At 32.8% G+C, this 26,746-nt stretch carries 21 protein-coding genes; 5 read left to right on the top strand and 16 right to left on the bottom strand.

Going from position 1 to position 26,746, the window contains the following annotated elements; all coding sequences use genetic code 11:
* The first annotated feature begins 175 nt into the window (after window positions 1-175).
* Window positions 176-1,990 (top strand): alpha-amylase family glycosyl hydrolase, encoded by a 1,815-nt coding sequence (locus H0I23_RS05075; protein ID WP_216785375.1) that lies wholly within the window; start codon window positions 176-178, stop codon window positions 1,988-1,990.
* Window positions 1,991-2,130: 140 nt separating this feature from the next.
* Window positions 2,131-3,873, top strand: coding sequence for an FAD/NAD(P)-binding protein (locus H0I23_RS05070; RefSeq protein ID WP_216785374.1), 1,743 nt, complete (start codon window positions 2,131-2,133; stop codon window positions 3,871-3,873).
* 87 nt (window positions 3,874-3,960) lie between these two features.
* On the opposite strand, the gene H0I23_RS05065 is transcribed toward H0I23_RS05070, so the two are convergent.
* Window positions 3,961-4,227 (bottom strand): SemiSWEET family sugar transporter, encoded by a 267-nt coding sequence (locus tag H0I23_RS05065; protein ID WP_216785373.1) that lies wholly within the window; start codon window positions 4,225-4,227, stop codon window positions 3,961-3,963.
* Between the two features lie 20 nt (window positions 4,228-4,247).
* Window positions 4,248-4,646, bottom strand: a complete 399-nt coding sequence (locus tag H0I23_RS05060; protein WP_216785372.1) for a hypothetical protein — start codon at window positions 4,644-4,646, stop codon at window positions 4,248-4,250.
* A 333-nt stretch (window positions 4,647-4,979) separates the two neighbouring features.
* Here H0I23_RS05060 and H0I23_RS05055 point away from each other — a divergent pair, with 333 nt between their 5' ends.
* Window positions 4,980-5,540 (top strand): DUF421 domain-containing protein, encoded by a 561-nt coding sequence (locus H0I23_RS05055; RefSeq protein WP_216785371.1) that lies wholly within the window; start codon window positions 4,980-4,982, stop codon window positions 5,538-5,540.
* 145 nt (window positions 5,541-5,685) lie between these two features.
* Here the strand turns inward: H0I23_RS05055 and H0I23_RS05050 are convergent, their stop codons facing one another.
* From H0I23_RS05050 to H0I23_RS05040, 3 genes are all read right to left on the bottom strand, one after another.
* Window positions 5,686-8,181: an ATP-binding protein gene (locus H0I23_RS05050; RefSeq protein ID WP_216785370.1), complete on the bottom strand. Its 2,496-nt coding sequence runs from the start codon at window positions 8,179-8,181 to the stop codon at window positions 5,686-5,688.
* Between the two features lie 559 nt (window positions 8,182-8,740).
* Window positions 8,741-9,922 (bottom strand): ATP-binding protein, encoded by a 1,182-nt coding sequence (locus H0I23_RS05045; protein ID WP_216785369.1) that lies wholly within the window; start codon window positions 9,920-9,922, stop codon window positions 8,741-8,743.
* 18 nt (window positions 9,923-9,940) lie between these two features.
* Window positions 9,941-10,645 (bottom strand): alpha/beta fold hydrolase, encoded by a 705-nt coding sequence (locus H0I23_RS05040; RefSeq protein ID WP_305853958.1) that lies wholly within the window; start codon window positions 10,643-10,645, stop codon window positions 9,941-9,943.
* A gap of 561 nt (window positions 10,646-11,206) precedes the next feature.
* Between H0I23_RS05040 and H0I23_RS05035 the strand changes: the two genes are divergently transcribed.
* The gene (locus tag H0I23_RS05035) at window positions 11,207-11,734 is read left to right on the top strand and encodes a TlpA disulfide reductase family protein (RefSeq protein WP_216785367.1); all 528 of its coding nucleotides are present in this window, start codon (window positions 11,207-11,209) and stop codon (window positions 11,732-11,734) included.
* Window position 11,735: 1 nt separating this feature from the next.
* On the top strand, window positions 11,736-12,437 hold the full coding sequence (locus H0I23_RS05030) for a thioredoxin family protein (RefSeq protein ID WP_216785366.1): 702 nt from the start codon (window positions 11,736-11,738) through the stop codon (window positions 12,435-12,437).
* A 503-nt stretch (window positions 12,438-12,940) separates the two neighbouring features.
* Here the strand turns inward: H0I23_RS05030 and H0I23_RS05025 are convergent.
* From H0I23_RS05025 to H0I23_RS04975, 11 genes are all read right to left on the bottom strand, one after another.
* Complete coding sequence (locus H0I23_RS05025) at window positions 12,941-14,125, bottom strand: DUF4861 family protein (protein ID WP_216785365.1); 1,185 nt, start codon at window positions 14,123-14,125, stop codon at window positions 12,941-12,943.
* Between the two features lies 1 nt (window position 14,126).
* Window positions 14,127-15,287 carry an alpha-hydroxy acid oxidase gene (locus tag H0I23_RS05020; RefSeq protein WP_216785364.1) on the bottom strand — a complete coding sequence of 387 codons (1,161 nt, stop codon included), beginning with the start codon at window positions 15,285-15,287 and terminating at the stop codon, window positions 14,127-14,129.
* A gap of 29 nt (window positions 15,288-15,316) precedes the next feature.
* Window positions 15,317-15,646, bottom strand: coding sequence for an L-rhamnose mutarotase (locus H0I23_RS05015; protein ID WP_216785363.1), 330 nt, complete (start codon window positions 15,644-15,646; stop codon window positions 15,317-15,319).
* Between the two features lie 20 nt (window positions 15,647-15,666).
* Window positions 15,667-16,449: an SDR family oxidoreductase gene (locus H0I23_RS05010; protein WP_216785362.1), complete on the bottom strand. Its 783-nt coding sequence runs from the start codon at window positions 16,447-16,449 to the stop codon at window positions 15,667-15,669.
* 48 nt (window positions 16,450-16,497) lie between these two features.
* Window positions 16,498-17,355: a fumarylacetoacetate hydrolase family protein gene (locus H0I23_RS05005; RefSeq protein ID WP_216785361.1), complete on the bottom strand. Its 858-nt coding sequence runs from the start codon at window positions 17,353-17,355 to the stop codon at window positions 16,498-16,500.
* A 29-nt stretch (window positions 17,356-17,384) separates the two neighbouring features.
* Window positions 17,385-18,167, bottom strand: coding sequence for an SDR family NAD(P)-dependent oxidoreductase (locus H0I23_RS05000; RefSeq protein ID WP_216785360.1), 783 nt, complete (start codon window positions 18,165-18,167; stop codon window positions 17,385-17,387).
* Window positions 18,168-18,199: 32 nt separating this feature from the next.
* Window positions 18,200-19,861 carry a UxaA family hydrolase gene (locus H0I23_RS04995; RefSeq protein ID WP_216785359.1) on the bottom strand — a complete coding sequence of 554 codons (1,662 nt, stop codon included), beginning with the start codon at window positions 19,859-19,861 and terminating at the stop codon, window positions 18,200-18,202.
* Window positions 19,862-19,999: 138 nt separating this feature from the next.
* Window positions 20,000-22,417, bottom strand: a complete 2,418-nt coding sequence (locus H0I23_RS04990) for a glycoside hydrolase family 3 N-terminal domain-containing protein (RefSeq protein WP_216785358.1) — start codon at window positions 22,415-22,417, stop codon at window positions 20,000-20,002.
* Window positions 22,418-22,434: 17 nt separating this feature from the next.
* On the bottom strand, window positions 22,435-23,196 hold the full coding sequence (locus H0I23_RS04985; protein WP_216785357.1) for a DUF6250 domain-containing protein: 762 nt from the start codon (window positions 23,194-23,196) through the stop codon (window positions 22,435-22,437).
* Window positions 23,196-24,830 carry a hypothetical protein gene (locus tag H0I23_RS04980; protein ID WP_216785356.1) on the bottom strand — a complete coding sequence of 545 codons (1,635 nt, stop codon included), beginning with the start codon at window positions 24,828-24,830 and terminating at the stop codon, window positions 23,196-23,198. Before H0I23_RS04980 ends, H0I23_RS04985 begins: the two co-directional genes overlap by 1 nt.
* Before the next feature lie 279 nt (window positions 24,831-25,109).
* The gene (locus tag H0I23_RS04975) at window positions 25,110-26,705 is read right to left on the bottom strand and encodes a sialate O-acetylesterase (protein WP_216785355.1); all 1,596 of its coding nucleotides are present in this window, start codon (window positions 26,703-26,705) and stop codon (window positions 25,110-25,112) included.
* Window positions 26,706-26,746 lie beyond the last annotated feature (41 nt).

Below are 26,746 nucleotides of genomic sequence, written 5' to 3'. Positions count from 1 at the left end.
ACTCCTTTTTAATGCTACCGTACTCTATTCCATTTAAGATTTAACACAATCGCAATACAATTAAGGTTTCTTTAAAAAAAGCAATTAGGGTTAACAAAAAATCTATTAGAGATACTGATACTAAGGTACTAAGACTACTTTAGAAGTTAGAAAACAAGTACTTAAAAATAAAAAAATGGCTGAAATAAAATATAAAGAGATGGATATGACCATCAACAAATCTCAAGGAATGGGAGCTGTTTTAAAAGATGGTGAAACAACATTTAGAGTCTGGGCTCCAAATGCTGAAAAAGTTTTTGTAATGGGTTCTTTTAATGATTGGAAGCGTACTAGCATGCCGCTCGCTTTAGAAGAAAATGGGTATTGGGCAGCGGCCTTTGATTCGGTCAAAGAAGGTGACGAGTATAAATACATTATCCATACTAATTGTAAAGAATATGAACGTAATGATCCGTACGCTTTTGAAGTTACTAGTAGCATAGGAAACTCTATTGTAAGAACATTGAATTTTGATTGGGGTGATGATAATTTTAAGATGGCCCATTGGAATGAATTAGTTATTTATGAATTGCATGTAGGTACATTCAATAGAAAAGATCCTAATGAAGTGGCTAATTTTGATAGTGTGATAGAAAAACTTCCTTATTTACAAAAATTAGGTATAAACTGTATTGAGTTACTCCCAGTTGCCGAATTTGCAGGAGGTATTTCATGGGGCTACAATCCTGCTCATCCGTTTGCTATAGAACAAGATTACGGAGGACCTGATGCTTTTGCTAGATTGGTAAAAGCTGCGCATGAGAAAGGAATTGCGGTAATTATAGATGTGGTATATAATCATTTAGGACCTTCCGATGTAGACTTATGGCAATTTGACGGTTGGGGAGAAAATGATAAAGGCGGTATCTATTTTTATAATGACCATAGAAGCGCTACACCATGGGGAGATACTAGACCCGATTATGGCAGACCAGAAGTACGGCAATACCTTCGAGACAATGCGCTAATGTGGATAGAAAAATATAAATGTGATGGTTTACGAATGGACGCTACCTCCTATATACGCTATGAGGGCGGCGGACTAGGTTATGATACCGAAATTGAGGAAGGCAACATTTTAATGCGTGATATAAACGCGGAATTACAAGAGAAATATCCTCACATACTCACCATTGCAGAAGACTTAAAAGGAGAGAATAAAGTTACGGATGCCATTGAACATAATGGCCTAGGCTATGGTAGCCAATGGGATATGAATTTTGTACACCCCGTAAGAGAAGTGCTAGAAGATCCTTATGATACTTCTAGAGATTTGCAAAAAATTGTAGATGCTTTAGAATTTAAATACAGTACAGATGTTTTTACTAGAATTGTATATACAGAATCTCATGATGAGGTGGCTAATGGTAAAGCAAGAGTTCCGGAAGAAATACAGCCTGGTGATGCAGAGAGCACCTTTGCAAAAAAACGAGCTATTCTAGGTTTAGCACTAACTTTAACTGCTCCAGGAATACCCATGCTGTTTCAAGGCCAAGAATTTATAGAAGATGAATATTTTCAAGATACCGAAGGTTTAGATTGGGAGAAGTTTGAAAAACATCAAGGTATTCAAAAATTAGTTCGAGACTTAATTCTCTTAAGAACAGGAAAACAAGATAAAACCGCAGGCCTAAGAGATCAAGAAATTCAAATAGTACATTTTAATAATGACACCAAAATACTGGCGTACATTAGAAAAGATAGAGAACATAAAGAACCTGTTCTTGTACTCTTAAATTTTAGTACTGTAGATTACCAAGACTATGGAATAGGATTGGAAGGTAATGTTGATTGGAAACTACGTTTTAATAGCTCTTGGAATGGTTATGATTCTGATTTTTCTGATTTAGAAATTAAAGGTATTAATCATTCTGAGGAAGAAACAGATGGACAAGATTGGACCGGAAAATTGACAATTCCTGGGTATTGTTGCCAAATATATACCTTATAATAAATAATTATAAGGATATAAAGCCCTAAAACAATCCGGTATACCAGGTAGTTTTATGGCTTTTCCTTTTATTATTTGAGTCAATAATAATATACCAAAAACTAATTTTATAATCGATTCTTACAACTTAAAACAACACTATGAAACGAAGCATAGGGATTATAGGTAGTGGCCCAACAGCGCTCTACGTTTTAAAAAATATAGCAGATAATCGATCTTTAATTTCTACGGTAATAACTACTATATATATCACCGAGAAACAAGCTCACGCAGGCATAGGTATGCCATATTCCGAGAAATATACAGAGTTGTGTAATATGTCTAATATCTCCTCTGAAGAGATTCCTCTTTTGAGCCAGTCTTTGGCCTCTTGGTTGAAAGAGCAACCTGAAGAAGCGCTAAAAGGATTAGAAATAGATACGGACAAAATCTCTGAAACCATCGTCTATCCTAGACTTGTCTTAGGGCAGTATTTTAAAAATGAATATGAATACTACAAAAGCCTTTTAGAAAATGCCAATATTAAAGTTGTAGAATTATGCAACGCAGAAGTTATTGATATCATAGCTTCAGAAACGATACAGGAATTTGAGCTAGTTATAAAGGATAAGGACAGTATTACATGTAATAACGTAATTATTGCTTCAGGTCATGAATGGATTTATGAAGATAATACACAAATAGGGTATTTTGCATCACCTTGGCCAATCACAAAAGTGCTCCCTGAAAAAGGAACTTACGATAATTACACAGTAGGTATTTTAGGCGCTTCGTTAAGTGCTTTTGATGTGGTCTCTTCACTATCTAGAAGGCATGGGGATTTTAAAAAACAAGGGGGTAAAATTGAATACATTCCTGATGCACATACTGAAAGCTTTACTATTGTAATGCATGATTTTAATGGTTGGTTGCCACATTTACAATACGAACAAAAGGAGCCTATGCGTGAAGTTTATAGGCACGTTACTAAAAATGTATTACAAGATTTATTAGATGAAAATGGATTTCTAGGTTTAGATACTTATTTTAATTTGGTGTGTAAGCCTGCCTTACGCAAAGCTTTATATAATGATGATTTGATTGATGTTGTAAACCAATTACAAAACGATAATTTTGGATTTCTAGATTTTGTGGCTGTTATGACCGAAAAACATGAATATCCAGATCCTTTTAAAGGAATGCAGGACGAGCTCAAAGAAGCTCAAAAAGCCATAACTAAAGAACAACCAATTTATTGGAAAGAAGTGATTGATGATTTAATGTACACTTTAAATTTTCATGCCGAACTTCTGTCTGCTGAAGATCATTATATTTTTAATAAAGAAGTAATGCCCTTTTTATTAAACGTTATTGCAGCTATGCCTTTAGAGTCTGCTAAGATCATGCTTGCATTACATGAAAAAGGAAAATTAAGCCTGAAAAAAGGGGCTGTTAAAATTTTGACACTAAACTCTGACGACGCAAAAGAAACATGTATTGAGGTTGAAAACGAAAAAATAGCTTATAAAAAATTTATTGTATGCTCTGGCCAAAAATCAATCTCATTAAAGAATTTTCCTTTTCAATCTTTAGTACAGTCTGGTAAAATAAGAGCTGCCAGAAGTAAGGTTGAAAATATTAAAAAAATGTATAATCTAATTGAAAATGAGAGTCAATTTAACCTTATTAAAAATAAAAAAAAATGGTATTTAAAATTAAAAGGTATTGATGTTTCTGCCAATTTTCAACTTATTGATGTTGCAGGAAAATTAGTCCCTAATGCATATGATTTATCATTTACACACATGTCAGGTTTAAGACCGTATTCTTTTGGATTGCAATCTTGTGAATTAACAAGCCGAATTGTTGTAGAAGATGTTATCAATTCATTCACAGGAAAATAAATAAACACCTTAATTAATAGACATATAACACAAAAAAAAAGAGTAGTTCGTTTATAAACAACTACCCTTTTTTAATCTGACATTATTTTAAGTTGATGTACTCCTATACTTAAAAATTAGAACCAGCATAATTCCATTTAAACATGTTGATATACCGTTAGTGATTATTATAGCTAAATCTTTAAGAAAAATTCCATAAAGTGTCCACAGTAAAACTCCCATGATAAGAACAAAAAACATATAAGGAGAAACATCGTTTACTTGTTTTGTTCTCCATGCCTTTACAATTTGAGGCAGAGCGGCACTAGTAGTACATATTCCTGCCAATGTGCCTATAACTCCCTCAAGTTCCATATCGTAATTGTAAATAAATTTTATAATTTATTTATATGAGTTTTAAGCAACTCCTCTTCATCCTGTGAGAATTCATGTTCTTGAAGCACGGTCTCATATTTTTCTCTAGCTATTTTTTTAAATTCAGCAACCTTCTCTTCTACTTTTTCAAAAGCTATCGTATCATTTTTATTTGATATCATTGCAATTAAATCTTGTAACTCCTGCTCTGTAGGGTTTTTACATTCAATATATTTACCTCCTAAATTGTAAATAAGTTTAATCATTTCTTTTGATAAGGACTCAAAATGTTCCTCTTTACTGTTGTAATTTTGCTGTTGTTCTCCGCTACTATCTTCTGAAAGTTTTTGATATACTTCTTTTAATGATAAATGGATTTCTGTAATCTCATTCAAAGTGTTGTTTACATCTTGATTCATGTTTCATCTTTTTGATTGTTCATAATAAACACCCTAGACATTCTGCTTTTGTTAAGCAACTCATTGCCTTAGATTAAAAATAAATTTAGTTGAAATTAAAAAGAATGATGAACCCATTCAATTAAATAATGAACCCTGTTACTTCAAAAATATCGCCTTGTAGTTAGAACTAGCGCAATGTTCAGTGTTTAAGAATTATAAGCCATTGTCTGCAATAGTAATAAAACACTCAATTTGTGAATTACAGTTAATGAGAATAAGCTGTATATAATAATTTTATAGCTAAATCTTTAAGAAAAAATTAAGTTTAACTATTAATAACAAATGCACACTATGCTTCATTATACTTCTTTAAAAATTTCTAATGCACCTTTACTCGATAAGCTATTAAAAATTGATATGCAATCGTTATTGCTCATTGTTTGTTCTGCTATAGGTATTTACTTGGCTATCATTGTATACACTAGATTATTCGGAAAAAGAAGTTTTTCTAAAATGTCTAGTTTTGATTTTGCGATGACGGTATCTGTAGGTTCTATGTTAGCCACAACTGTATTAACCAATTCGGTGAGCTTAACGGAGGGCGCACTAGGTTTGATAATGGTTTATGGGCTTCAATTGGCTGCTGCATATTTGCGTAGGTATGCACCCTTTAGAAAAGCAATAGACAATCAGCCTACATTAATTATGGAAGGCAGCACAATTCTTAAAGATAATCTTAAGAAAGTACGTGTTACTGAGGGAGACTTACGATCAAAATTACGAGAAGCAAATGTGGTTAAACTTTCCGAAATTAAAGCTGTAATTTTTGAAACTACCGGAGATATCGTGGTACTTCATAAAAACAACGATGATGAGATAGACCCTTGGCTAATGGAAGACGTTGAAAAGTAAAACCTATTCTCATTAGAATAATCTAAATAGATTGAAACTTAAAACATTACACTCAAAGATTTACAATTATCTTCCTTTTAAACTTAAATTTCAAATAGCGAAACGACCATTTTTGATGCTGTCCTCATTGCCGACTACTTTGGAATCATAAGGGTAGATAAAGCTTAAATTCGGCACCTACCCCCTCTTTTCCTATGGCAATTATAGCACCATGATGATTTTCTGCAATCTTTTTTACTATAGCCAAACCAATACCAGTGCCTTTATATTCTAATTTTCCGTGCAAGCGTTGAAAAAGTTCAAAAATTTGTTCGCCATATTGTGGAGCAAATCCTATTCCATTATCTGTAAATGTAATTTCAGAGTAGGTGCTTTCTGGTAAAAGATTAAGATGTTCAAGGTGCTCTCCTGAAACCACTAAAGTTTTAATTTTAATAATTGGTGTAGTATCATCCTTGGCAAATTTCATAGCATTCTCTAATAGGTTTTGAAAAATTTGTCGAATTTGAAAAGGAATCACGTAAGCCGTTGCTAAAGCATCATACTCTAATCTTGTTTTTGTTGCTTTAATTTTATCAGAAAGAGTATCAATCACTTCCATTAATACCAACTTTAAATTTACTTTTTCAAATTTAGCTTCATTATTAGAGGTACGCGAAAAGGCTAATAAATCTTCAATTAAGGTCCGCATCCGCTCTGCCGAACTAATTATCTTGTTAAAATCTTGTATGCCTCTATCTGATAAATTATCCAATTCCCTACTCGCTACCCTATCTGCAAACATTTGGATTTTTCGTAATGGTTCTTGTAAATCGTGACTGGAAACGTAGGCAAAAGCTTCTAATTCTTTATTTCTATTTTCTAAACTTCGAATAGTAAGTTGCAGTTTATCATTGGCTTTTTTCAATTGGTTTGTTCTTAGAATAACTTGTTTCTCCAGGTTTTTAGAAAAAAGATCCGACTTTTTACGTGCTTCTACACGATCCGTAACATCAGTACAGGTGAACATAATTCCGGTCACAACACCATCTAAATCTCTAAGAGGAATGTAATCATAATCTACATAAAACTCCCAAGAACCTTTCTCATCTTTAAAAAAGACAAAAGATTCTTTTTCTGATGCCGGAAGTCCCGTCTTCATAACGCCAAGAATTATTTCAGGATATTTAGAAGTGATAAGGTTAGGGAATACCTCTAACATGCTTATCCCTTCAACTTCATGTCGTTTTTTTCTCCAAATGACGTTTAATAAACTTTCATTCGCCATTTCAATATTCATTTCCTTACCTCTTAAAATTCCCATGGGAATAGGAGATTGCATGACAAAGTTTTTAAATTGACGTTCAGATTCTTCTAACTCAAATCTAGCCTTAACCGCAACGGTAACTTCAAAAGCTACCAACATAATTTCCGTAACTTCTCCTTTATTTAGTATAGGTTCAAAAATAAAATTGAAATATCCAGTTTCTTTCGCGCCATTACGCTCCAGAATAAACGGATATTCGTTACCATACTGAGGTTTTTTTGTTGCTATAAGTTCTTCAAAAATCGGAATTATACCTTCCTTAATCTCAGTTAACACACTAAACAAAGGCTTGTTATGGGATTCGGCTAAGCTTTTTTGCCAAATTAGTAAAGCCATGTCATTCACAACGTTTATGATGTAATTATCTACACTTAAAATACAGATCCCTACAGGAATTTCTTTTACGAGACGCCTAAAACGACTTTCATTAATTCTTAATTGCTCTAACCTTTTTTGTTGATCTGTAATATCTTGTAAAGTACCATTAAAGCGGTACGCCACTTTGTCTTCATTAAACCATGCTCTCCCTAGCGCTCTAACATACCTTTCTTGTCCATTTTGTTTGTTCCTAATAGAATAACTTATATCATATTTACCTCCTGAATTAAAGTCAAAAACTTCGAGAATAGTATCATTAACTCTTTGACGGTCTTCTTCTAGGGTAGCATTTGTAGCTTGGTAAAGCTCAATTTCTTCTTTAGTATCTAAGCCAAACCAAGCCTTTATACGTTCATTAGTTTTCAATTTATCGGTTAGAGGATTATAATCCCATGTCCCTAAATCTGTAGCATCGATAGCAAATTTAAGATCATCTTCGCTTTTTTCTAACTTCTTAAGAGCTTGAACATTATCAGTAGTTTCCGTACATATGGTTAGCACTCCTGAGATTATATTAGCTTCATTTTTAATAGCACTATACCCAAAGGTCCAATAAGCATCTTCTAATGTTCCGTTTCTATCGATAGGTAAAAACATATTTTCACGCCAAGTTGGCTTCCCATCAGCTAGAACACCTTCTAATAAAGGTCCCAAAGTATTCCACATTTCACTCCAAGCCTCCTGTCCATTCATACCCATGATTCGAGGATGTTTTCCTTTACTACCCAAACTAATTTTAAAGGCATCATTATAAAAACAATAAAAGTTTGGTCCCCAATATAATAGCATGGGAAATTGCGAATTTAAGAGCAATGACAAAGTGCTTTTTAAACTTTGAGGCCAGGTATGAGCAGCCCCTAAAACAGTATTACTCCAAGGATAATCACGCATGATTTTTCCCATTTGACCTCCTTCATCTAAGAAAGCTATTTTTTCGTGGTGTATTTTGTCATTCATACGTAAAGGTCTACAAAACTGTTAGGGTATTTTAAAAATTATATTTATAATGTGTTGTATGGTGTTCTCATTAATTTAAACATGCTTTCTATAAATAAGTCACTTTAGGACACTTCTTCAATATGGAAAAAGGGCCAATAGAATAATTTTAAAAGGAACCAAAAACCCATAGGTACCTATAAACGTTTCATTCATGAATGACCTATTCAAATCTAAAAATAAAATCGAATATTTTTCTAAAAAAAAACAAAAACACTTTTATAATTTTGCCTCGAAATTCACTTTATTAAAATCAATAACCATCTAAAAATTTTTAGAATTCGCTTATAAAAGCTACGCTTAAACAACTAAAAAACAGCAACCTAAATCTTGTCATGTACCCTTTTAAAAGCGTAACAAAACGCAACAAGCAAAGATACTTAGCAATCCTTTTATTTTTTACTTCAATCCATGTAATTATTTGACTTAAAAAATAAAAAAGAGCTAATTTATAAAATCAATTTTATAGGGAAGAATGTGTATGGTTATATCTAATTTGGGCAATATTAAGTTTATGCTATTATGCTTCTAAAGGAAAAAGCATTGTTAATGTTGTTCCTTCATTTTCTATAGATTTTAGTGTAACTGTGCCTCTGTGTAAGCTCATAATCCTTTTTACAAGTGTAAGGCCAAACCCTAAGCCCTTATCCAAATGTAATTTTGAAAACAACTCAAAAACAGTTTCCGCATATGTATTTTCAAAACCAGAACCATTATCAGAGTATATAACACGTACATATTTTCCATATTGAAATTTATCCTCTGTCTCAATAAATGTATTTTGCATAAAATGATCCGTAGTAACCTTTATAACTAAAGGGGTTTCTTTTCTTTTATACTTTAAGGAGTTATCTAACAGTTCTGAAAACAAATTAACCAATTGATTATGATCTGCAGGAAATATAAGAGAATCTATATGTTTAATTTGCAGTAAGTTATCATTAATTTCAAGCTTCTTTTTTACTTTTTCAATAATGTCTTTTAGATTAACATTGCTAAGGTTTAAACTTGCATTTTCAATAGCGTGCAAGCGCTGCATACGGTTCAAAAGTTTACGTATACGTTCTGATGATGTGAGAATTTTTGAAATATTTTTGTCTATTTCAGGATCTATATTTTCTATAAGGCTTGCAAAAACACTTATTTTTCTAATGGGTTCTTGAAGGTCATGAGAAAGTACTTTATCTATTTGTTTATGCTGCTCTGAATAGTTAGCAATTTTCTGCAGCTGTTCTTCTATTAGATGCTGACTGTACTCTAGTTCTTTTTTTAAACGAATATGCTCTGAATTTTCTAAAAGTGCTTTTTCTGCAATATCTCGAGCATGAAGTATTTCTTTTTCATAGTTGTTGCGTTGGGAAATATTAATACCTGTAAAATGAATCTTAGAGGTTTCTCCTTCTAATAGCCGAATAGCATTTAAAAGTACCGGTACCGTATTCCCTGTTTTAGTTTTAAAGGACAAGAAAACTTCATCTGCCTTATGTTGCAAATCTAACATTGGCTGAAGATGAACTTGAAAAAAAATGACACTTCCTGGGGTAAGTATATCGTTAATTTTCAAAGGCTCCGCTAGATCATAGTCTAGACATTCTCTGAATTTTTGATTGATAAACAGCACATCACCAGATTCTGATAACGTGAAATTAAATCCAGGGGAAGTATGATAAAACTCTTCTTGATTTTCCAAATTAATACTCATACATTAAGCTTTTAGTAGTTACTGTTCTAAAAAATTTTTAATGCAAGCAATTGTTTCTTCCGGATGACTCATATGTGGACAATGACCTTTAGCATTCATTTTTACTAATGTACTCCCTGTAATTTGTTGATGTATATATGCACCCACATTGCTAGGAGCAATAGCATCATCCGTACATTGAAGAATTAACGTAGGTATCTTTATTTTTTTTAAATCCTCACGATTGTCTGAGAAAAAAGTAACCTTAGCGAACTGCCTTGTAATGAATGGATCTGAAGTACAAAAACTATTTTCAAGTTCTTTGGTTAAACTAGGTCTTTCTGAATTTTGCATTACCATAGGTGCCAACAGGTTAGCCCAACCTGTATAATTATTAGACATGACTTCTAGCAGCCCCTCTAAATCTTCTTTTGAAAAACCACCGTTATAATTCATATCATTAATATACCGTGGCGATGGTGACACAAAGATTAATCGTTCAAAGATATCTGGAGATTGCAAAGAGGCTAATGTACCAATGATTGAACTAACAGAATGCCCAACAAACACAACATTATGAAGGTTTAATTCATGACAAATATCTATTACATCCTGCGCATAACCATATAAAGAATCATATTTTTGAATGTTATACGCACTTAAATCTGAATGTCCAGAGCCTACATAATCAAATAGAATTATTTTATAGTTGTCCGTAAAAGAAGGGGTTATAAAATGCCACATATTTTGATCACAGCCAAAACCATGTGCAAACATGATAACCTTAGAGCCGTTCCCGAGGACTTTAACGTTGTTTCTTTTGACTATATCCATGGATGAAATTTAAAAGTTATCAAAGATAATAATTGCAAAACGGATCTTGGTAGATTAATCCTTCGTAGTTCAAGCACTTCAACTTACTAAAAGTAAGGTTGAAATTACGGTAATTAGAAGTAAAGGTAAGTTAAATTACTCCACATTTAGAGTGCAGTAAATGTTTGGCATTATCAGCCATCTGTAACCCATCTGAGTTTGGTAACAACAACTACATGAAAAATAAATTTCTTCTAAATATTTTATTCATCTTTTTTATGTTTTAGGTTTTCCCCAAAAGCAAGAGGCAACTTACACCCTTTTTAGAGCCACTTTTTAAATTATTAGAACATTAAAAAATAATGAGTTTAAAAAATAAAAAAATCTCGTCGATAAAATACGCTTATTTATATAGATAATGTCTCCAAACATCTATTTGTTTTCTTTAAAATAGCAAATAAATGCACCTTTACACTTTACAAAAAAGCAATTATGAAATTACGTATTTTGGCTCTCTTTTTAATATTTATTTCTTTTTCTAATGCACAATCAAATTCTAACGAAACTGCTCCAAAAAAGAAAACTTCAGAAATTAACAAGACGATTCCAATCCTAAATTTTAGTTCCTTAGAACCTTTATTACACACAAAATCTGATAAAATTTATATCGTCAACTTTTGGGCAATGTGGTGTGCGCCTTGTATTAAAGAGTTACCTGTATTTCAAGAGTATGAAAAAAACAATCCGAATGTTGAAGTGCTTTTAGTTAGTTTAGATTTTCCTGAAGATGTAGATACCAAACTAAAACCCTTTTTAAAGAAAAAAGGAATTACATCAAACGTTGTTTTATTAGACGACCCAGATGCCAATTCTTGGATAGATAAAGTTAACCCTAAATGGTCTGGAGCTATACCATTTACAATTATATTCAATAATGAAAACCGTTCCTATCATGAACGCCCTTTTAATGATATTCAAGACCTAGAAAATGAAATTAATAAAACGATAAAAAACAAATAACATGAAAAAAAGTAACTTATTTTTAATAGCTGCACTTTTAGTATGCAGCTTTATGACTATTAGTAATGTAAATGCACAAGACAGAAAAGGTCGTCCTGCTAATGGTGAACACAAAGGCCCTCCTAGTGGAGGACACAACCCTGAACAATCGGAAAGTTTGAGCGAAATGACAGGATACAAAATTGGTGACAAAGCCACTGATTTTGAGCTTAAAAATGTTGATGGCCTTCAATTTTCATTGTCTGATATTGAAGATGCAAAAGGGTATATTGTTGTTTTTACCTGTAACGAATGTCCGTTTGCTAAAATGTATGAAGATCGTTTAATTTCATTACATCAAGAATATGCACCTAAAGGATATTCTGTGGTAGCTATTAACCCAAATGTTAGTGCTACTAACGAACGAGAAAGTTATGAAGCTATGCAAAAAAGAGCCAATGAAAAAGACTTCCCTTTTGTGTATCTAGCTGATACAGATCAAAAAATAGTACCACAATATGGAGCTTTAAGAACACCTCATGTGTTTTTATTAGATGCAGAATTAACCGTGCAGTATATTGGTACTATTGATGATAACGCTAAAAATGCTAAAGATGTAAAAGTAAAATATGTTGAAAATGCTATTCAAGCCTTAGAAAATGGAGAAAAGCCAAATCCTAATTTTACGAAATCAATTGGGTGTCCAGTAAAGTTTAGTAAATAACAAAAATATATAACTATTTAGTTTTTTATAGTAGGTTACAACCCCCCGAAGCATTCTTGTTTTTGGGGTTTGTTTTTATTATTAATCATCGAGGTTTATATCTAAAACCTTTGTAATATTCAATAATAATTTAATTCTTCAGTATTTATTCATCAATACAAATACAAAATTTTATAGTATTTGTTAGTTTACACATAAGCCTTCAAAATTTATTATTTTGTATAATATTAGTTAAGGAAGGTTTTGTATTTCCTCAAGGTTTCACAAATCTTTTATTTAGAAGCTAGCTTCCGAAATCCTTCATTAATTTGAAAAAATTCTAGATATATTTATTTACTATAAAAACTTTTCCTTTTAATATATTCAAATTTCGTAAAAAGTAATGGAGAACTATTACGGTTTTCTACATCAATAGGGCATATAAGTAATTAGAGCTAAAATTTGTAAAAAAGCCCCGTAACAAAATGCTACGAGGCGTATAATAATCTATTTTAATTTAGTTTTTACTTTAAACTCACTTCTAATGGGTTATTTATTTTAAGCGCGAACTCTTCTAAATAAGCTTCCCAAGATGCTTTTGTTGGGTATTGCTTTGATTCTTTCCAAGCGAAACCTGAATAATAAACCACTTTACCATTTTCAACTTTTAACTGTGCGTATAAATTACTTCTATCGGTCATGTTAGTATCATAATTCTCTGATGCAATCATAGTACCATTTGCGGCTACGATTCCAGTCCCTAACTCTGAACCTTCATGCGGCTCCCAATATGACACCCAGCCTTGATCTACTTTTTCAGTACCAACACCTTCTTTTTTATGAAGCGTTAAACCCACTGATAATACGGTTGTGCCTGTCGTGTGTATTTCAAATTTAGATAAGTTATTACCGTAATCTAACGATATATGTTTCTCTTCTGTAATTTTTTGTCCATCAGCATCCCAATCAGCATAATTTAAAACAAAACTTGTTCTGATAGGACCTGTAGTAATGGTTTCCCATTCGGTAAAGTTTTTAGAAATATAATATGTCGTGTCTTTTTTAACCGCAACACCACCTACTCCTCTACTTGAGCCTACATGAAAATTATCTAATCCTTCGCCTGAATCTATATGATATTCCCCAGGGTTGATATCATTTTTAGCATACCATTTATTAATTATCGGATATTCTACTTTTTTTAACCAAGCATCAATACCTGATGATAATGTACCACCAGAAACAGAATCTTCAACCATTTTTTGTGCTACTGGCCCATAGGTTCTAAATGCTACTTTGTTATTCTCCCAAGCATAATCATCAGTACGTTCTGGCACAAAACGTGAGTAACAATAGGCTGTAACATCTTGCGCTGCAACAGAATCTAAAACTACTATTTCATACTTTTTTTCTGATATTGGTTCCACTTCTGGTTGAAATAACACTACATCAGCAACACCATCGCTATTTTCATCTACAAATTGCGTGATTAAACGCTCTTGCGTTGCCATATCGCGTACTATAATATTTTCGAATTTTTGATTTTCGCCTAATACTATCTCTTTTTTAGAAACCTCTACCGTTTCAAAAGCACGCGGAATTTCTAAATTATTTTTTATCGTTATAATGGTATGCTCTTTTTTCTGCTCCCCACAACTTAAAAAAGTTATACCGATTAAAGCACTTACATAAAATATACTGCTTCTCATTTTATTTGAATTTTTGTTTGATTAAATTTTTACTCAGATCACTTGTATTCTCACAACAAAGCTGCTCCATAACCTGTTGCAATTCTGCTTTAAGTAATGATATGGTATGATCTCCGCCTTGCTTACCAAGTGCTCCGACACCATACATAAAACTACGCCCTAAAAAAGTGAAGTCTGCGCCACTAGCTAAGGTTCTAGCCACATCTGGCCCCGAACGAATACCACTATCCATCATTACCGTAATTTTATCACCGTATTTTTCTGCTATAGTTTCTAAAGGTCTAATGGTAGATTCTCCTGCATCTAACTGCCTACCACCATGGTTCGACACAATAATACCATCTAAACCTAAACGAATCGCTTCTTCTGCATCTTCATGAGAGGCTACACCTTTTAAAACTATTTTACCTTTCCACATATCGCGAATCGGTTTTATTCTTTCGGCATTTAAACGACCTGAAAAAGTTTGGTCCATAAATTTACCTAGTTGTTTTAAATCTAAACCTTTTGGCATATATGGTTTTAAGGTTTCAAAATTTGGTTGCCCATATTTTAAAGTATTTAATGCCCAAGTTGGTTTGCCTAAAACTTGTAAAATATTCTGAATGCTCATTTTTGGAGGCATTGCTAACCCGTTTCGAATATCTCTAGGACGAAAACCAAAAGTAGGCACATCGCATAAAATAACTAATACAGGGCAATGTGCTGCTTCAGCTCTTTTTATAATATCATCTCGTAAATCAGTTTTAGCTGGATGATACAATTGAAACCACGCTTTGCCTTCTGTTAACTCACTAACACGTTCAATACTACTTGTTGTTACAGTACTTAGTATAAAAGGCACATTATGCTCAAAAGCTGCTTTGGCTAATATTTCAGGCGAATTTGGCCACATAAGCCCCTGTAAACCAACTGGTGCTATACCAAAAGGTGCATCGTACTCTACACCAAACAATGATGTTTTTAAGCTTGATCCATTAAACGATCGTAAATAATTTGGCTTTAATTGTACCTCTCGTAATTCTGATGTATTTCTATGTAGATTAACATCTTCGTTACAGCCACCATCTAAATATTCAAAAGCAAAACGAGGCATTCGTTTTTTTGCTTTTGTTCTAAGATCATCTATAGATGGGTATTTTGTATTAAAAGTATGTGCCATTGTGCTATAGTCGTTTCTCTGATTTTATATTATAATTTAAAAATGCAATCCATCAATTTCCACTTTTCACCTGGTTTAGAACCTGGTAATGCTTGTTGATAGGTCCACATTAAATTTTCCCATTCTTGAACGGTATTATTACTTAAGTCCATTTCATTTTTTTTTTCAAAAGAGAAATTTTCTTGTGTTTCAAGCATCATAAATAACCGATTCTGAACCAGATAAATTTCAGCAGTATGAATACCTGATGCTTTGATACTTTCTAAAATATCTGGCCATACCTTTTTATGATAAGCAACATACTCATCTATTAATTTTTGATCATCTTTAAGATCAAGTGCCAAGCAATAGCGTTTCATTTGTTACTATTTTTGGGTGATTATTCTATTGAACGGTCTAAATGCGTATAGCCACCATCTACATATAACAATTGCCCTGTGGTGTGACTTGAGACACTCGAAAGTAAAAAAGCAACGGTATCGCCAATTTCTTCAGCAGTCGTCATTCTATTCTCAAAAGGAATGTTTTTTGTTATGCTTGCTAATTTTTCTTCTTTATCAGAAAAAGTGCTTATCCATTTTTCATATAAAGGCGTGTAACATTCTGCAACTATTAAAGCATTTACACGTATACTATATGGCAAAAGTTCTACTGCCCACTCCCTTGTTAATGCATTACGCCCACCATTTGAAGCAGCATAACCAGATGTACCACCTTGACCCGTATCAGCCGTTTTAGAACCTATATTTACAATCGCACCTTTACTCTTTTTTAATTCAGGCAAGGCATAATGGGCCATTAAATAATAATGCGCTAAATTTCTTTTTATAGACGTCATAAACCCATCATAATCGCCACTTTCTAAACCCACACCATCATTAACACCCGCATTATTTACAAGACCATCAATACGGCCATATTTAGCAATTGTAGCGTCTATAGCACTTTTACATTTTTCAGCATCTGTAAGCTCCGCAAGTGTATAAAACACATCGTGACCTTTAGTTTTAAAATTTTCTAAAACCTCTAAAACACTTTCTTTATTACGGGTAACGATAACTGGTATCGCATTTTCTCTAAGTAAAGACTCTACAATACCTAACCCAATACCTTTTGAGCCGCCTGTTACTATAATAACTTTGTCTTTTAATTTCAAATCCATGTAAAAAGGTGTTAAATTTTTAATTTTATAAAATGAATAGCTAGAATATTAAGCCTTGTAATTTTTACAAACTTGCTTAGATGTTCCTAAACCTTCTATACCTAATTCCATCACATCACCTTCTTTTAAATACATTGGTGGTGTTAAACCTAAGCCTACTCCAAAAGGGGTACCTGTTGATATAATATCGCCTGGTAATAAAGTCATAAATTGACTAATATGGCTTACCACATATTGTACATTAAAAATAAAATCAGATGTGCTGCTGTCTTGCATTTTTTTACCGTTTAATTTTAACCAAAGGCTTAAATTATTAGGGTCTTTAATTTCATCAGTTGTAGCTATAAAAGGTCCTACAGGAGCAAAAGTATCACAGCCTTTACCTTTACACCACTGCCCTGATTTTTCAATTTGAAAAGCACGCTCACTTACATCGTTATGCAAAACATAACCTGCAATATGATCAAAAGCATCAGCCTCTTCAACATAAGATGCTTTTTTACCAATAACAATCGCTAATTCTACTTCCCAGTCCGTTTTTTCACTGTTCTTCGGAATGATAACATCATCATTAGGACCAACTAAAGCTGTTGTTGATTTAAAGAATAATACCGGTTCTTTTGGAATATCCATACCCGCTTCTGCTGCATGTTGTGCATAGTTTAAACCTACACAAACAATTTTAGAAGGTCTGATTAAAGGCACTCCTAAACGCGTATCGTTTGGCACTTTAGGACAATTTTCTTTATGATTAATCACCCATTTTTTTAATTTTTCAATACCGTCATTTCCAAAAAATTCCTCTGTATAATCTGATCCAAATGCAGATACATCTATTCGAGTTCCGTCATTTAATTGTAATCCTGGTTTTTCATTTCCTTCAGCGCCAAATCGTATTAATTTCATCTGTATATTTTATTTAAATTTATAGTTTTTTAGTTTCCATTTAATGTTACAAAACCACCATCAATAGCATAATTAGACCCTGTTATAAAACCAGCCTCGTCTGAACATAAAAAGAGTGCTAAGTCAGCCATTTCTTGTGGTTTACCCATACGGCCTATTGGTTGTGTTTTCGAAAGTTTTTCGAACATTTCGTCTTCTTTACCTGGGTAATTATTCTTTATAAATCCATCTACAAAAGGCGTATGTACGCGGCCTGGAGCTATACAATTACAACGAATACCATCTTTTATAAAATCTTTTGCAATAGAATATGTAATTGTTAAAACAGCACCTTTTGTCATAGAATATGCAAAACGATCATTGATACCTACTGTTGACGCTATTGATGCTATATTTAAAATAACTCCTTTTCCGCTTTTCTTTAAAAAAGGTAAACTTGCTTTAATACAATTGTAAACTCCTTTTATGTTTACATTATAAAGTCGATCTAAATCAGCCTCTTCTACAGCCTCAATATTACCAACATGTGCTATACCTGCGTTATTAATTAAAATATCTATAGTGCCATTTTCTGCAACTTTTTTTACAATATCTTCTACATTTGCTTGGTTTGCAACATCGCATTTATAAGCTACTGCCTTCTCTCCTAAAGCTTTAATTTCTTGTACCGTTTCTTGTGCTGCTTCTAAGTTAAAATCTAAAATATGTACTGCTGCACCTTGCTTAGCAAAAGTTAAGCATATAGATTTTCCTATACCGCTACCACCACCTGTTACAACCGCTATTTTATTTTTTAGACTGAATTTTGTCATTTTCTTATGCTTAATTTAAATTGATATTTTTTTTATAAAGACATTCCTCTTTTCCAAGGAATAAAATCGTCTTGTCTTAATTGCCTTGCTTTGGTTTGTTTACCACTTGCTACTTCAATCACAAAATCTAAAAGCTCTTCTCCTGATTGCTCTATCGTTTTTTCACCCTCAATTATTGACCCTGCATTAAAATCTATAATATCATTCATTTTATTAAAAAGTGTCGAATTGGTCGATACTTTTACAACTGGCGTAATTGGGTTACCTGTTGGTGTACCTAAACCTGTTGTAAACAGAATTATAGTACAACCAGAACCTGCCAAACCTGTTGTAGATTCTACGTCGTTACCTGGTGTACATAATAAGTTTAAACCTGAATTAACAACTTGTTCTGTATAATCTAAAACATCTTCTACTGGTGATGTTCCTCCTTTTTTAGCTGCTCCGGCTGATTTTATAGCATCTGTAATTAAACCATCTTTTATATTTCCTGGCGAAGGATTCATTGAAAAAGCGGCTCCTAAAGCTTCTGCTTTTGAGTTGTAAGTAGACATTATATGTGAAAACTTCTCTGCTTTTTCGGTATGTGTACAACGGTTTATTAGCTCTTGTTCTACGCCATTGAGTTCTGGAAATTCTGATAGAACTGTTGCACCACCTAAGCCTACAATTAAATCAGATACATACCCTAAAGTCGGGTTTGCAGAAATACCCGAAAATCCATCCGATCCGCCACATTCTAAACCAATTATTAATTTTGAAAGGCTAGCTGGTTTACGTTCTATTTTATTTGCTTCCATTAAACCTACAAAGGTTTTCTTTACAGCTTCTGCTAATAATTCTTTTTCAGATACACTTTGCTGTTGTTCTAAAACAAAAACTGGTTTTTGATGTTCTGAAGACATTTGATTTAATGCTTTTTGTAATATACTTGCTTGTGCATGTTGGCATCCTAAACTTAAAACAGTAGCTCCTGCTACATTTGGATTATTTATATACCCTGCTAAAAGGTTGCAAAGTGTAATAGAATCAGATGTTGCGCCACCACAACCACCATCGTGGGTTAAAAACTTAACACCATCTACATTCGGGAATAACAAGTTTTTATTGGTTTCTTCAGCGTCTTTTAAAATATTTTTATTTAAAATATCATCTGCTGAAACCCCTGATTTATAATCGTTAATTAAAGCATCTACATCCAACCCTAAATGTTGCTTTTTTCCGTAACCTAATTTTTCAACTAATGCTTGTTGTAAAACCTCCACGTTTCTATTCTGGCAAAATACTAAAGGAATAATTAACCAATTATTTTCGGTTCCTACTTTACCATCTGCCCTATGGTAGCCATTAAATGTTTTGTTTGCAAATTTAGACACATCTGGAGCTTTCCAAATTTCCTTACTTTTTGACTCATTTACACCATACTTTTCGGTATCATGTATAAGGTTTGTTGTACTAATTAAATCTCCCTTTATAATTGCTTTTTTTGCTTTCCCAACCAATACACCATACATATAAACAGCATCATTTTTTGCTAGGTTTTCAGTAACAAATTTATGTTTCGCTGATATGTTATTCTGAAGCTGATAAACATGATTCTCAAACGTAATTTCTTCGCCTTTTTTTAAATCTGTTAAAGCGACAATAACATTATCTTTCTTATGTATTTTAAGTACGTTTTGTTTTTTTTCCATAAATACTGGCAAAATAATTTGTAGTTTTTACTAATATAAATAATTATATAAATACAATATTATAATATGTTCAAATTGAAATTTTTTTTAGATGAATAGTAACAATGAGCCACTAGCTATATTTCATAAAAAAAGGTACTAATTGTTAACTGACTCTATTTTAAAAGTTTCTTTTAACTTAATATCTTCTGATGATGCGCCTATTAAAACCTCAAAATCGCCTGGCTCTACAGTCCAATTCATATCCTTATCTAAAATTTCTAAATCTTCAGGTTCTAAAGTAAAACTAACCGTTTTTGTTTCATTTGCTTTTAAGTGAATACGATCAAAACCCCGTAATATAGACTCGTAAGTTGTTACACTACTAACTTTATCTTTTACATACATTTGAACCACTTCATCACCTTCGCGCTTTCCTGTATTTTTTATTTTAAATGAAACATTAATACTAGCTTGAGCTTTTAACGATTTTCTTGAAATTATCAAATCACTATATTCAAAAGTAGTATAGCTTAATCCATACCCAAAAGGATATAATGGCCCTAGAACTCTAGTTGTACCATAACCATTTGGTCCTGCGCCTGGTTGGCCTGCCTGTGAACCTGGTTTGTATGGAAAATTTAAGGGTATTTGACCTACTGATTTAGGAAAAGTTACTGATAATTTGCCTCCAGGATTATAGTCACCAAACAATGTTTCAGCAATAACTTCACCTGCTGCAGTACTAGGGAACCAAGCTTCTAATATGGCTGGTAAAAATTTATTCTCCCAATTAATGGTTAGTGGCTGACCATTAATTAAAACCAAAACTACAGGCTTACCAGTAGCATAAAGTGCTTGTACCAATTCAAACTGTCGACCAGGCAAACCTAAACTCGTTCTTGATTTTGTTTCTCCAACACGTTCATCATCTTCACCAACAACAGCTATAATAATATCTGATTGCTTTGCTTTTTCAACAGCTTCATCAATATCTGCCTGTTCTTTTGCTGATAGTGGTGTTGGAATAATTTCACTTTCTGGCCAATTAGGATCGATAATATCGCAACCCTTTACAAAATTAACTTGTGCCTTATCGCCTGCATAATTTTTAACACCTTCATATACTGAGACCGAAGGGTTAAAAGCTGGCCCATAACGACTGTAAGTAAAATTCACCTCGTTAGCTAATGGTCCGGTTACCAATATATTATCGATCTTATCTATATTTAAAGGCAGTAAATTATTTTCGTTTTTTAATAAGACTAAAGACTCTCTGTTTATTTGCTTCGAAAACTCTTCATCGGCAGCTGTATGTACTAATGAATTTGTTTCTTTTAGGTTTTCTACATAAGGACTATCAAAAAGACCTAATCTAAATTTGACTCTTAAAACATCGGCTACTCTTGAGTCGATCGTTTGCATTGAAATTTTACCTTCATCAATTAATTCTCTTAACGGTTCAACAAACGATTCTGGTGTTCTAAACGTTGTTCTTACATTTAAACCTGCTTCAATAACTTGACGCACTGCTTCTTTATAATCTTCTGCTACATGGTGCTTTTCTGATACATACTCCACTGCTTCACTATCTGAAACTACATACCCATCAAAACCATATTGTTCACGCAATAATTCTGTTAAAAAATAAGGACTAGCTGTAACTGGTACTCCATCGTAATCATTATAACTACTCATTATTCCCATGGGTGCAGCTTCTTTAATCACTTTCTTAAAAGGATATAAGTGTAATTGGAACATTTCTCTTGGAGCTACATGCGGGTCGGTTCTGGCATCACCATCTCTAGCACCTTTAGGTATACTATAAACCGCAAAATGTTTTAAAGTAGATGCTACACCTTCTGATTGAATACCCAATACCATTTGCTTACCCATTTCAGAAATATGAAAAGGTTCTTCTCCATAGCATTCTAATACACGACCCCAACGTTGGTCACGAGCAACATCTAATATAGGTGCATAAACATTAGTATATCCCAAAGCTTTTGCTTCTCTACCTACAATAGTACCTGCCTTATAAACTAAATCTTTATTCCATGTGCTACCGATACCAATAGGTGCAGGAAGCGGAGTCGCTTTTTCATGGCACAAACCATGTACTCCCTCATTTGTAAAATCAACGGGAATACCCATTCTTGTTTCTTCTATAAACCACTTTTGAACCTTATTAATAGCTTCGGCATGTGTTTTATATGGAAAAGCGTATTTGGTATGTGTTTTTTCTTGATTCCAAATTGTATTTAAATGTTCGTCGATATTAGCAATACCATCTTTCCAAACTCTATTTTTCCATTTTTCGTTTGGCATTTCATCTTCTAAAACACGCGAAAAACCATATAATGTAACTAACTGACACGTTTTCTCATTTACATTCATTAATGAGATTAAATTATCGACTCTGGCATTTAAAGGTGCTTTAGAATCTTCAAAAACGTCTTTAATTCCGTTTTTATTAAAATCTATCCAACCTTTATGGTATATATCTTTTTTATCAGTTTTCATTCCTGTAAACAGAAACGTAACAACACATAATAATGCTACTTTATAATACTTCATTAATGAGCTTTTTGTATTTATTCAGAAACTAATTGGTGTACTTTAAAATTATCTACAGTCATGTGGTTTTTCACGGTTCTAAATCCAAAATACCCAGATGTATATGGGTTTTTATCTTCAAAATCTACAAACAACTCATTATCTCTATAATATTGGATAATACCTGCGTGTGCTATAATTTTAATATGATATTTCTTATTCGCTTCTAACATAAATTTAGCATCCTTTAAATCATGTTCATCAAGTAATGGGCGTTCTCCATCGCCAACATACTTTCTAAAGCGAGTAGTACCATTATCATTACCACCAACACCCATATAATATAATTGTAAAGTATCGTAATTTGAGAATTTACCTCCTCGGTTTTTTGAGTTTTCAAACAGGTTGTTTGAATTTTCTGGATCTGTAGCCATCCAAAAACAATTTAAGTCCGATACCCTATCATTTAGGCCTCCGTCTTCAATTATAAACACATCGTATTCTATTAATATAGAACCTTCAAATTTTTCTTTAAGCCAAACAGTGCAACCCGCGACATCATCAATTTCTAACTTGCTCTTATTAATTTCAACAGTCCCTTTTGGCATTTGTTCTACTTGCCAATTTGCTAAGTCTCCATCAAAATTAGCTTCGTAAATTAAATTGGTAGTTACTGACTCTCCATTAATTATAATTACATTTTTATTTGCTGTACAGTTACATAATAACAATACTAAAAATGAGCCAAAAGTAAGTATACTTATTTTAGATGTGATTTTTTTGAAATTTAAAATACGCATTAATTTAATTGTTTGATTAGTACAAGACTCCAAGGAGTAATAACATGATTTATGGCTAATTTACCATTTTCATCTGCCATCAAAATCTCTGTTTTCATCGTATTTGCATAGGTTTTCATAACTTTAATTTCTTCGCGAGTTGGTGGTTCTGGTTTTCCCATTGATTCCCAAAGGTTATGAATATTACCATGATCTTTATCTAAAATTTCTATTTCAAATCTTGTATTAGCTTTTAGGCCTGTTAATATAAAATCTAATTTTTTAGAAGTTCCTTCCTCACGTTTGTTTTTACCTGACGGTACAGCATTTTCATACTCTACAGGATAATTATATGCTAAAGCGGTTATGCTCCCATTTGCAGAATCTTTACTGACAAATAAATAATCATCTTTATATAACTTTTGATCACCAAGTTTGTGAAGCATTCTGTAAGCATGATACGATGGTTTTACAAGACCTTGAAAATTTATCATTCCAAAACCACCATGAAATATACTTGATGCACCTCCTTTTTCTTCAAAAATATCAGTAAATGTCCAAAATGCTAAAGAATTTGTTAAGCCAATACAATCTAAATTAGATTTTACAATATATGCCGCTGCAGGCAAACGGTCATGAGTTTCATCACGACTACTTGGACTCGTATTCCATTCTGTTAAATGAATTTCAGCATCAGGGTATGCACTTTTAGCTATCGTTTTATTTAACCATTCTAAATCTAATTTTAACGAACCTACAAAACGAGTAAGTCCTCTTCCTTTTCCTGTTTCTGGATTAAAAGCATAATCAGTTGGGTATGGATGTGTGCTCACAAAATCTACCGGAAGTTTTTCTTTTTTACAATACGTAAGAAAATCTTCAATCCATACACCATGCCACTGTAAAGCATTAATATCTTTAGTTTTAAAAATAGCGTCTGATACATTTTCATTAGTTGTTTCACCTTCAAAACGTGTATCAGGAACAAAATTACTAGTTGATGGTCCTCCTACTTTTAATTCATTATTTACTGATTTCACAGCTAAGGCCGATTGTTTATATAGCTCAAAATATTGAGATTTGGTGCCATTCCAAAAGCCTCTACTCAGGTTAGGTTCATTCCAAACTTCAAAATACCATGTTTTTACTTCTTCTATTCCATATCTATCTACACAATGTTGCGTAAAAGCTTGTACTAAATCGTGCCATAAATCATATTTTGCTTCGTCAGGTGTTATGTTGGCTTTCCACCAAAATTGAGTTTTACTATTTTCAGCTGCAATAATTTTAGGAAAAAAAGCTAGCTCTACAAATGGCTTTACTTTTAAATCTAACATTCTATCAAACAAATCATCTATATACTGCCAATTATAAACAATTTTTCCTTTTTCTTCAAAAACAGGAAACATATCATCATGAAATAAACCATGAAAACGTACATACTCAAATCCGCAATTTTCTTGAACTTGCCCTAACTGTTCTAACCAACCAGCTCTTAAACCTTCGTTAGCTCGGCCTGCTCCCACCATTTTACTCCAATAATGTTCAAAATGCTCTCCATTATCATTTACATCTACCGTTATTTTTTGTTGTGCATTTAATGTAAATACACACCCCAAAACAAACATAAATAGTACTTGTTTTAATCTTCTCATCTTCTCTTTGTTATCGTTTTTCGTTGGTTAGTTTAGTATTTGTAATCAGGAACTTTATACTCCACTCGTATGTTATAATTCATTCCTTTTTTTTAAGTGAATTTTAAATTCATCATTTAAAAGTTCTATCATTCCATTGCAAAGCAATTTCTTCTCTAACCAAATCATGTTCTCCAATTTTCAGTTTTACAATCTGCTTTTTGTTCTCAGGATTATTTAATAACATTAAAGTTTACCTTCTTTTAATCAAAATGCTAAATGTTTTTTCCTTTGGTAATTTTATTCCGTTAAAAATACAGCTGCCGGTAAACCTTCTTTATTATATAAATTTGCTCCCTCTGGGTTACCTGACCATGCATAGCGAACTTGAGCAGGTTCTGAAACCTCTTTACTCCAAACTGTAATCGTATTTTTTGATGAAATTTTAGCCTCTGCATTTTTCCAGATACCATCTGAGCCTTTAACTTCAAACCATTTTAAAGGTTCATTTACCGAAATAGCATCTTCTAAAAGTGTTTTATGACCAACCATTAACCCTGAGCCTACCTCACTAAATTCTATTTCAATTTTTTTAGCTTTAATTTTCATTGATTTATATAATGGTCCACTTACTGCCGGAACATTTATATTGTAATCATTTTTTAATGCCCATAACGCCAATCGCTTCCCTGCGTCCATTTTATTATGTGGGTGTATATCTTTAGGTTCTCCAATATCATATAAAACAGCCATACCTGTATTTGGCACTTTTAAAGTACGACGTAATTCATCGTTTACTATTGCCCAACCTTTATCAGCTTCATCATTACCACGATTACATGCGGCTAATTGTACCCAGTAAAAAGGAAAATCGCCCTGACCCCATTCTGCTCTCCAACTATTAATCATAGCCGTTAAATAATCTTCATATTCATTTGGCATAAAAACAGCATTACTTTCTCCTTGGTACCAAATACCACCTTTTATAGCAAAAGGAATTATTGCAGAAAGCATCGCATTATAATCTGATGCAGGTAACTGTCTATCTTCTCTCGGATCAATAGTTGGTTTTGGTTTTCTTTCTTTTTTCCCACCTGTATTCCATTTAGCCAGTTCTGCTTCATAAGCTGTATCTACATAACCTTCGGAATCCATAATTTCAATGATTTCCTTCGATTCTTTTCGGCTAGCTTCAAAATAAGCTTTCATATTAGGGTCGGCCATATAGGTTTCTTCTGAAAGCCATGGTTGAATCTTTGTTCCTCCCCATGAGCACTCTAATAAGCCTATTGGTACTTTTACTTGGCTACGTAGTTCTTTTGCAAAAAAGTATCCTGTTGCAGTTATCTTACCGATTTGTTCAGGGTTTGCACTTCGCCAAGTATCTTCAAAATTTAATTTTTTCTTAAATAAAGATGCTGCTTGTGGTACTTCTATATGTCTAATCCAATCGTCATTAACTGTTGCAACTTCTTTTCTGATATATTCAACCAAAGGTTGGTGTTTTGGATCTTTAGCATCACGTACAAATTTAGACATCGAAAAATCCATATTCGATTGCCCTGTGCAAATCCAAACATCACCAGACAAAACATCTGTTATTTCAATTGTGTTTTTTCCAGATACCGTAATTATATGTGGACCACCTGCTTTAGGTGTTTTAATATCTACGCGCCATTTTCCATCTGCTCCAGTTATTACAAACTCACTTTCGCCCCAACTTGTAGAAACTTCAACTTTTTCATTAGCATCTGCCCAACCCCAAATAGGTACTTTAGTGTCCCTTTGTATTACCATATGATCAGAAAACAAACTGTTCAATGTTACATCAGCAAGTATGATTTGAGGTAGAAAAAAAATAAATAATAGTACTGAAAATTTATAAAAATGAGACATACACAATATATTAATATTAAACCTCATGCAAGTTCATAAAA

Origin of the sequence: Cellulophaga sp. HaHaR_3_176, assembly GCF_019021925.1 — a bacterium.
GTDB lineage: Bacteria > Bacteroidota > Bacteroidia > Flavobacteriales > Flavobacteriaceae > Cellulophaga.
Note: the sequence above shows the minus strand (reverse complement) of the source record. Positions and strands in the feature narration are given on the sequence as shown.

Coding starts and splice junctions, on each gene's coding strand:
- H0I23_RS05015 (WP_216785363.1), bottom strand. CDS start 15,646: ATGAAACGCTATTGCTTGGCACTTGATCTTAAAGATGATCAAAAATTA.
- H0I23_RS04995 (WP_216785359.1), bottom strand. CDS start 19,861: ATGGAAAAAAAACAAAACGTACTTAAAATACATAAGAAAGATAATGTT.
- H0I23_RS05020 (WP_216785364.1), bottom strand. CDS start 15,287: ATGGCACATACTTTTAATACAAAATACCCATCTATAGATGATCTTAGA.
- H0I23_RS05035 (WP_216785367.1), top strand. CDS start 11,207: ATGAAATTACGTATTTTGGCTCTCTTTTTAATATTTATTTCTTTTTCT.
- H0I23_RS05060 (WP_216785372.1), bottom strand. CDS start 4,646: ATGAATCAAGATGTAAACAACACTTTGAATGAGATTACAGAAATCCAT.
- H0I23_RS05045 (WP_216785369.1), bottom strand. CDS start 9,922: ATGAGTATTAATTTGGAAAATCAAGAAGAGTTTTATCATACTTCCCCT.
- H0I23_RS05075 (WP_216785375.1), top strand. CDS start 176: ATGGCTGAAATAAAATATAAAGAGATGGATATGACCATCAACAAATCT.
- H0I23_RS05030 (WP_216785366.1), top strand. CDS start 11,736: ATGAAAAAAAGTAACTTATTTTTAATAGCTGCACTTTTAGTATGCAGC.
- H0I23_RS04980 (WP_216785356.1), bottom strand. CDS start 24,830: ATGAGAAGATTAAAACAAGTACTATTTATGTTTGTTTTGGGGTGTGTA.
- H0I23_RS05070 (WP_216785374.1), top strand. CDS start 2,131: ATGAAACGAAGCATAGGGATTATAGGTAGTGGCCCAACAGCGCTCTAC.
- H0I23_RS05040 (WP_305853958.1), bottom strand. CDS start 10,645: ATGTGGCATTTTATAACCCCTTCTTTTACGGACAACTATAAAATAATT.
- H0I23_RS05065 (WP_216785373.1), bottom strand. CDS start 4,227: ATGGAACTTGAGGGAGTTATAGGCACATTGGCAGGAATATGTACTACT.
- H0I23_RS04990 (WP_216785358.1), bottom strand. CDS start 22,417: ATGAAGTATTATAAAGTAGCATTATTATGTGTTGTTACGTTTCTGTTT.
- H0I23_RS04975 (WP_216785355.1), bottom strand. CDS start 26,705: ATGTCTCATTTTTATAAATTTTCAGTACTATTATTTATTTTTTTTCTA.
- H0I23_RS05000 (WP_216785360.1), bottom strand. CDS start 18,167: ATGACAAAATTCAGTCTAAAAAATAAAATAGCGGTTGTAACAGGTGGT.
- H0I23_RS05010 (WP_216785362.1), bottom strand. CDS start 16,449: ATGGATTTGAAATTAAAAGACAAAGTTATTATAGTAACAGGCGGCTCA.
- H0I23_RS05025 (WP_216785365.1), bottom strand. CDS start 14,125: ATGAGAAGCAGTATATTTTATGTAAGTGCTTTAATCGGTATAACTTTT.
- H0I23_RS05055 (WP_216785371.1), top strand. CDS start 4,980: ATGCTTCATTATACTTCTTTAAAAATTTCTAATGCACCTTTACTCGAT.
- H0I23_RS05005 (WP_216785361.1), bottom strand. CDS start 17,355: ATGAAATTAATACGATTTGGCGCTGAAGGAAATGAAAAACCAGGATTA.
- H0I23_RS05050 (WP_216785370.1), bottom strand. CDS start 8,181: ATGAATGACAAAATACACCACGAAAAAATAGCTTTCTTAGATGAAGGA.
- H0I23_RS04985 (WP_216785357.1), bottom strand. CDS start 23,196: ATGCGTATTTTAAATTTCAAAAAAATCACATCTAAAATAAGTATACTT.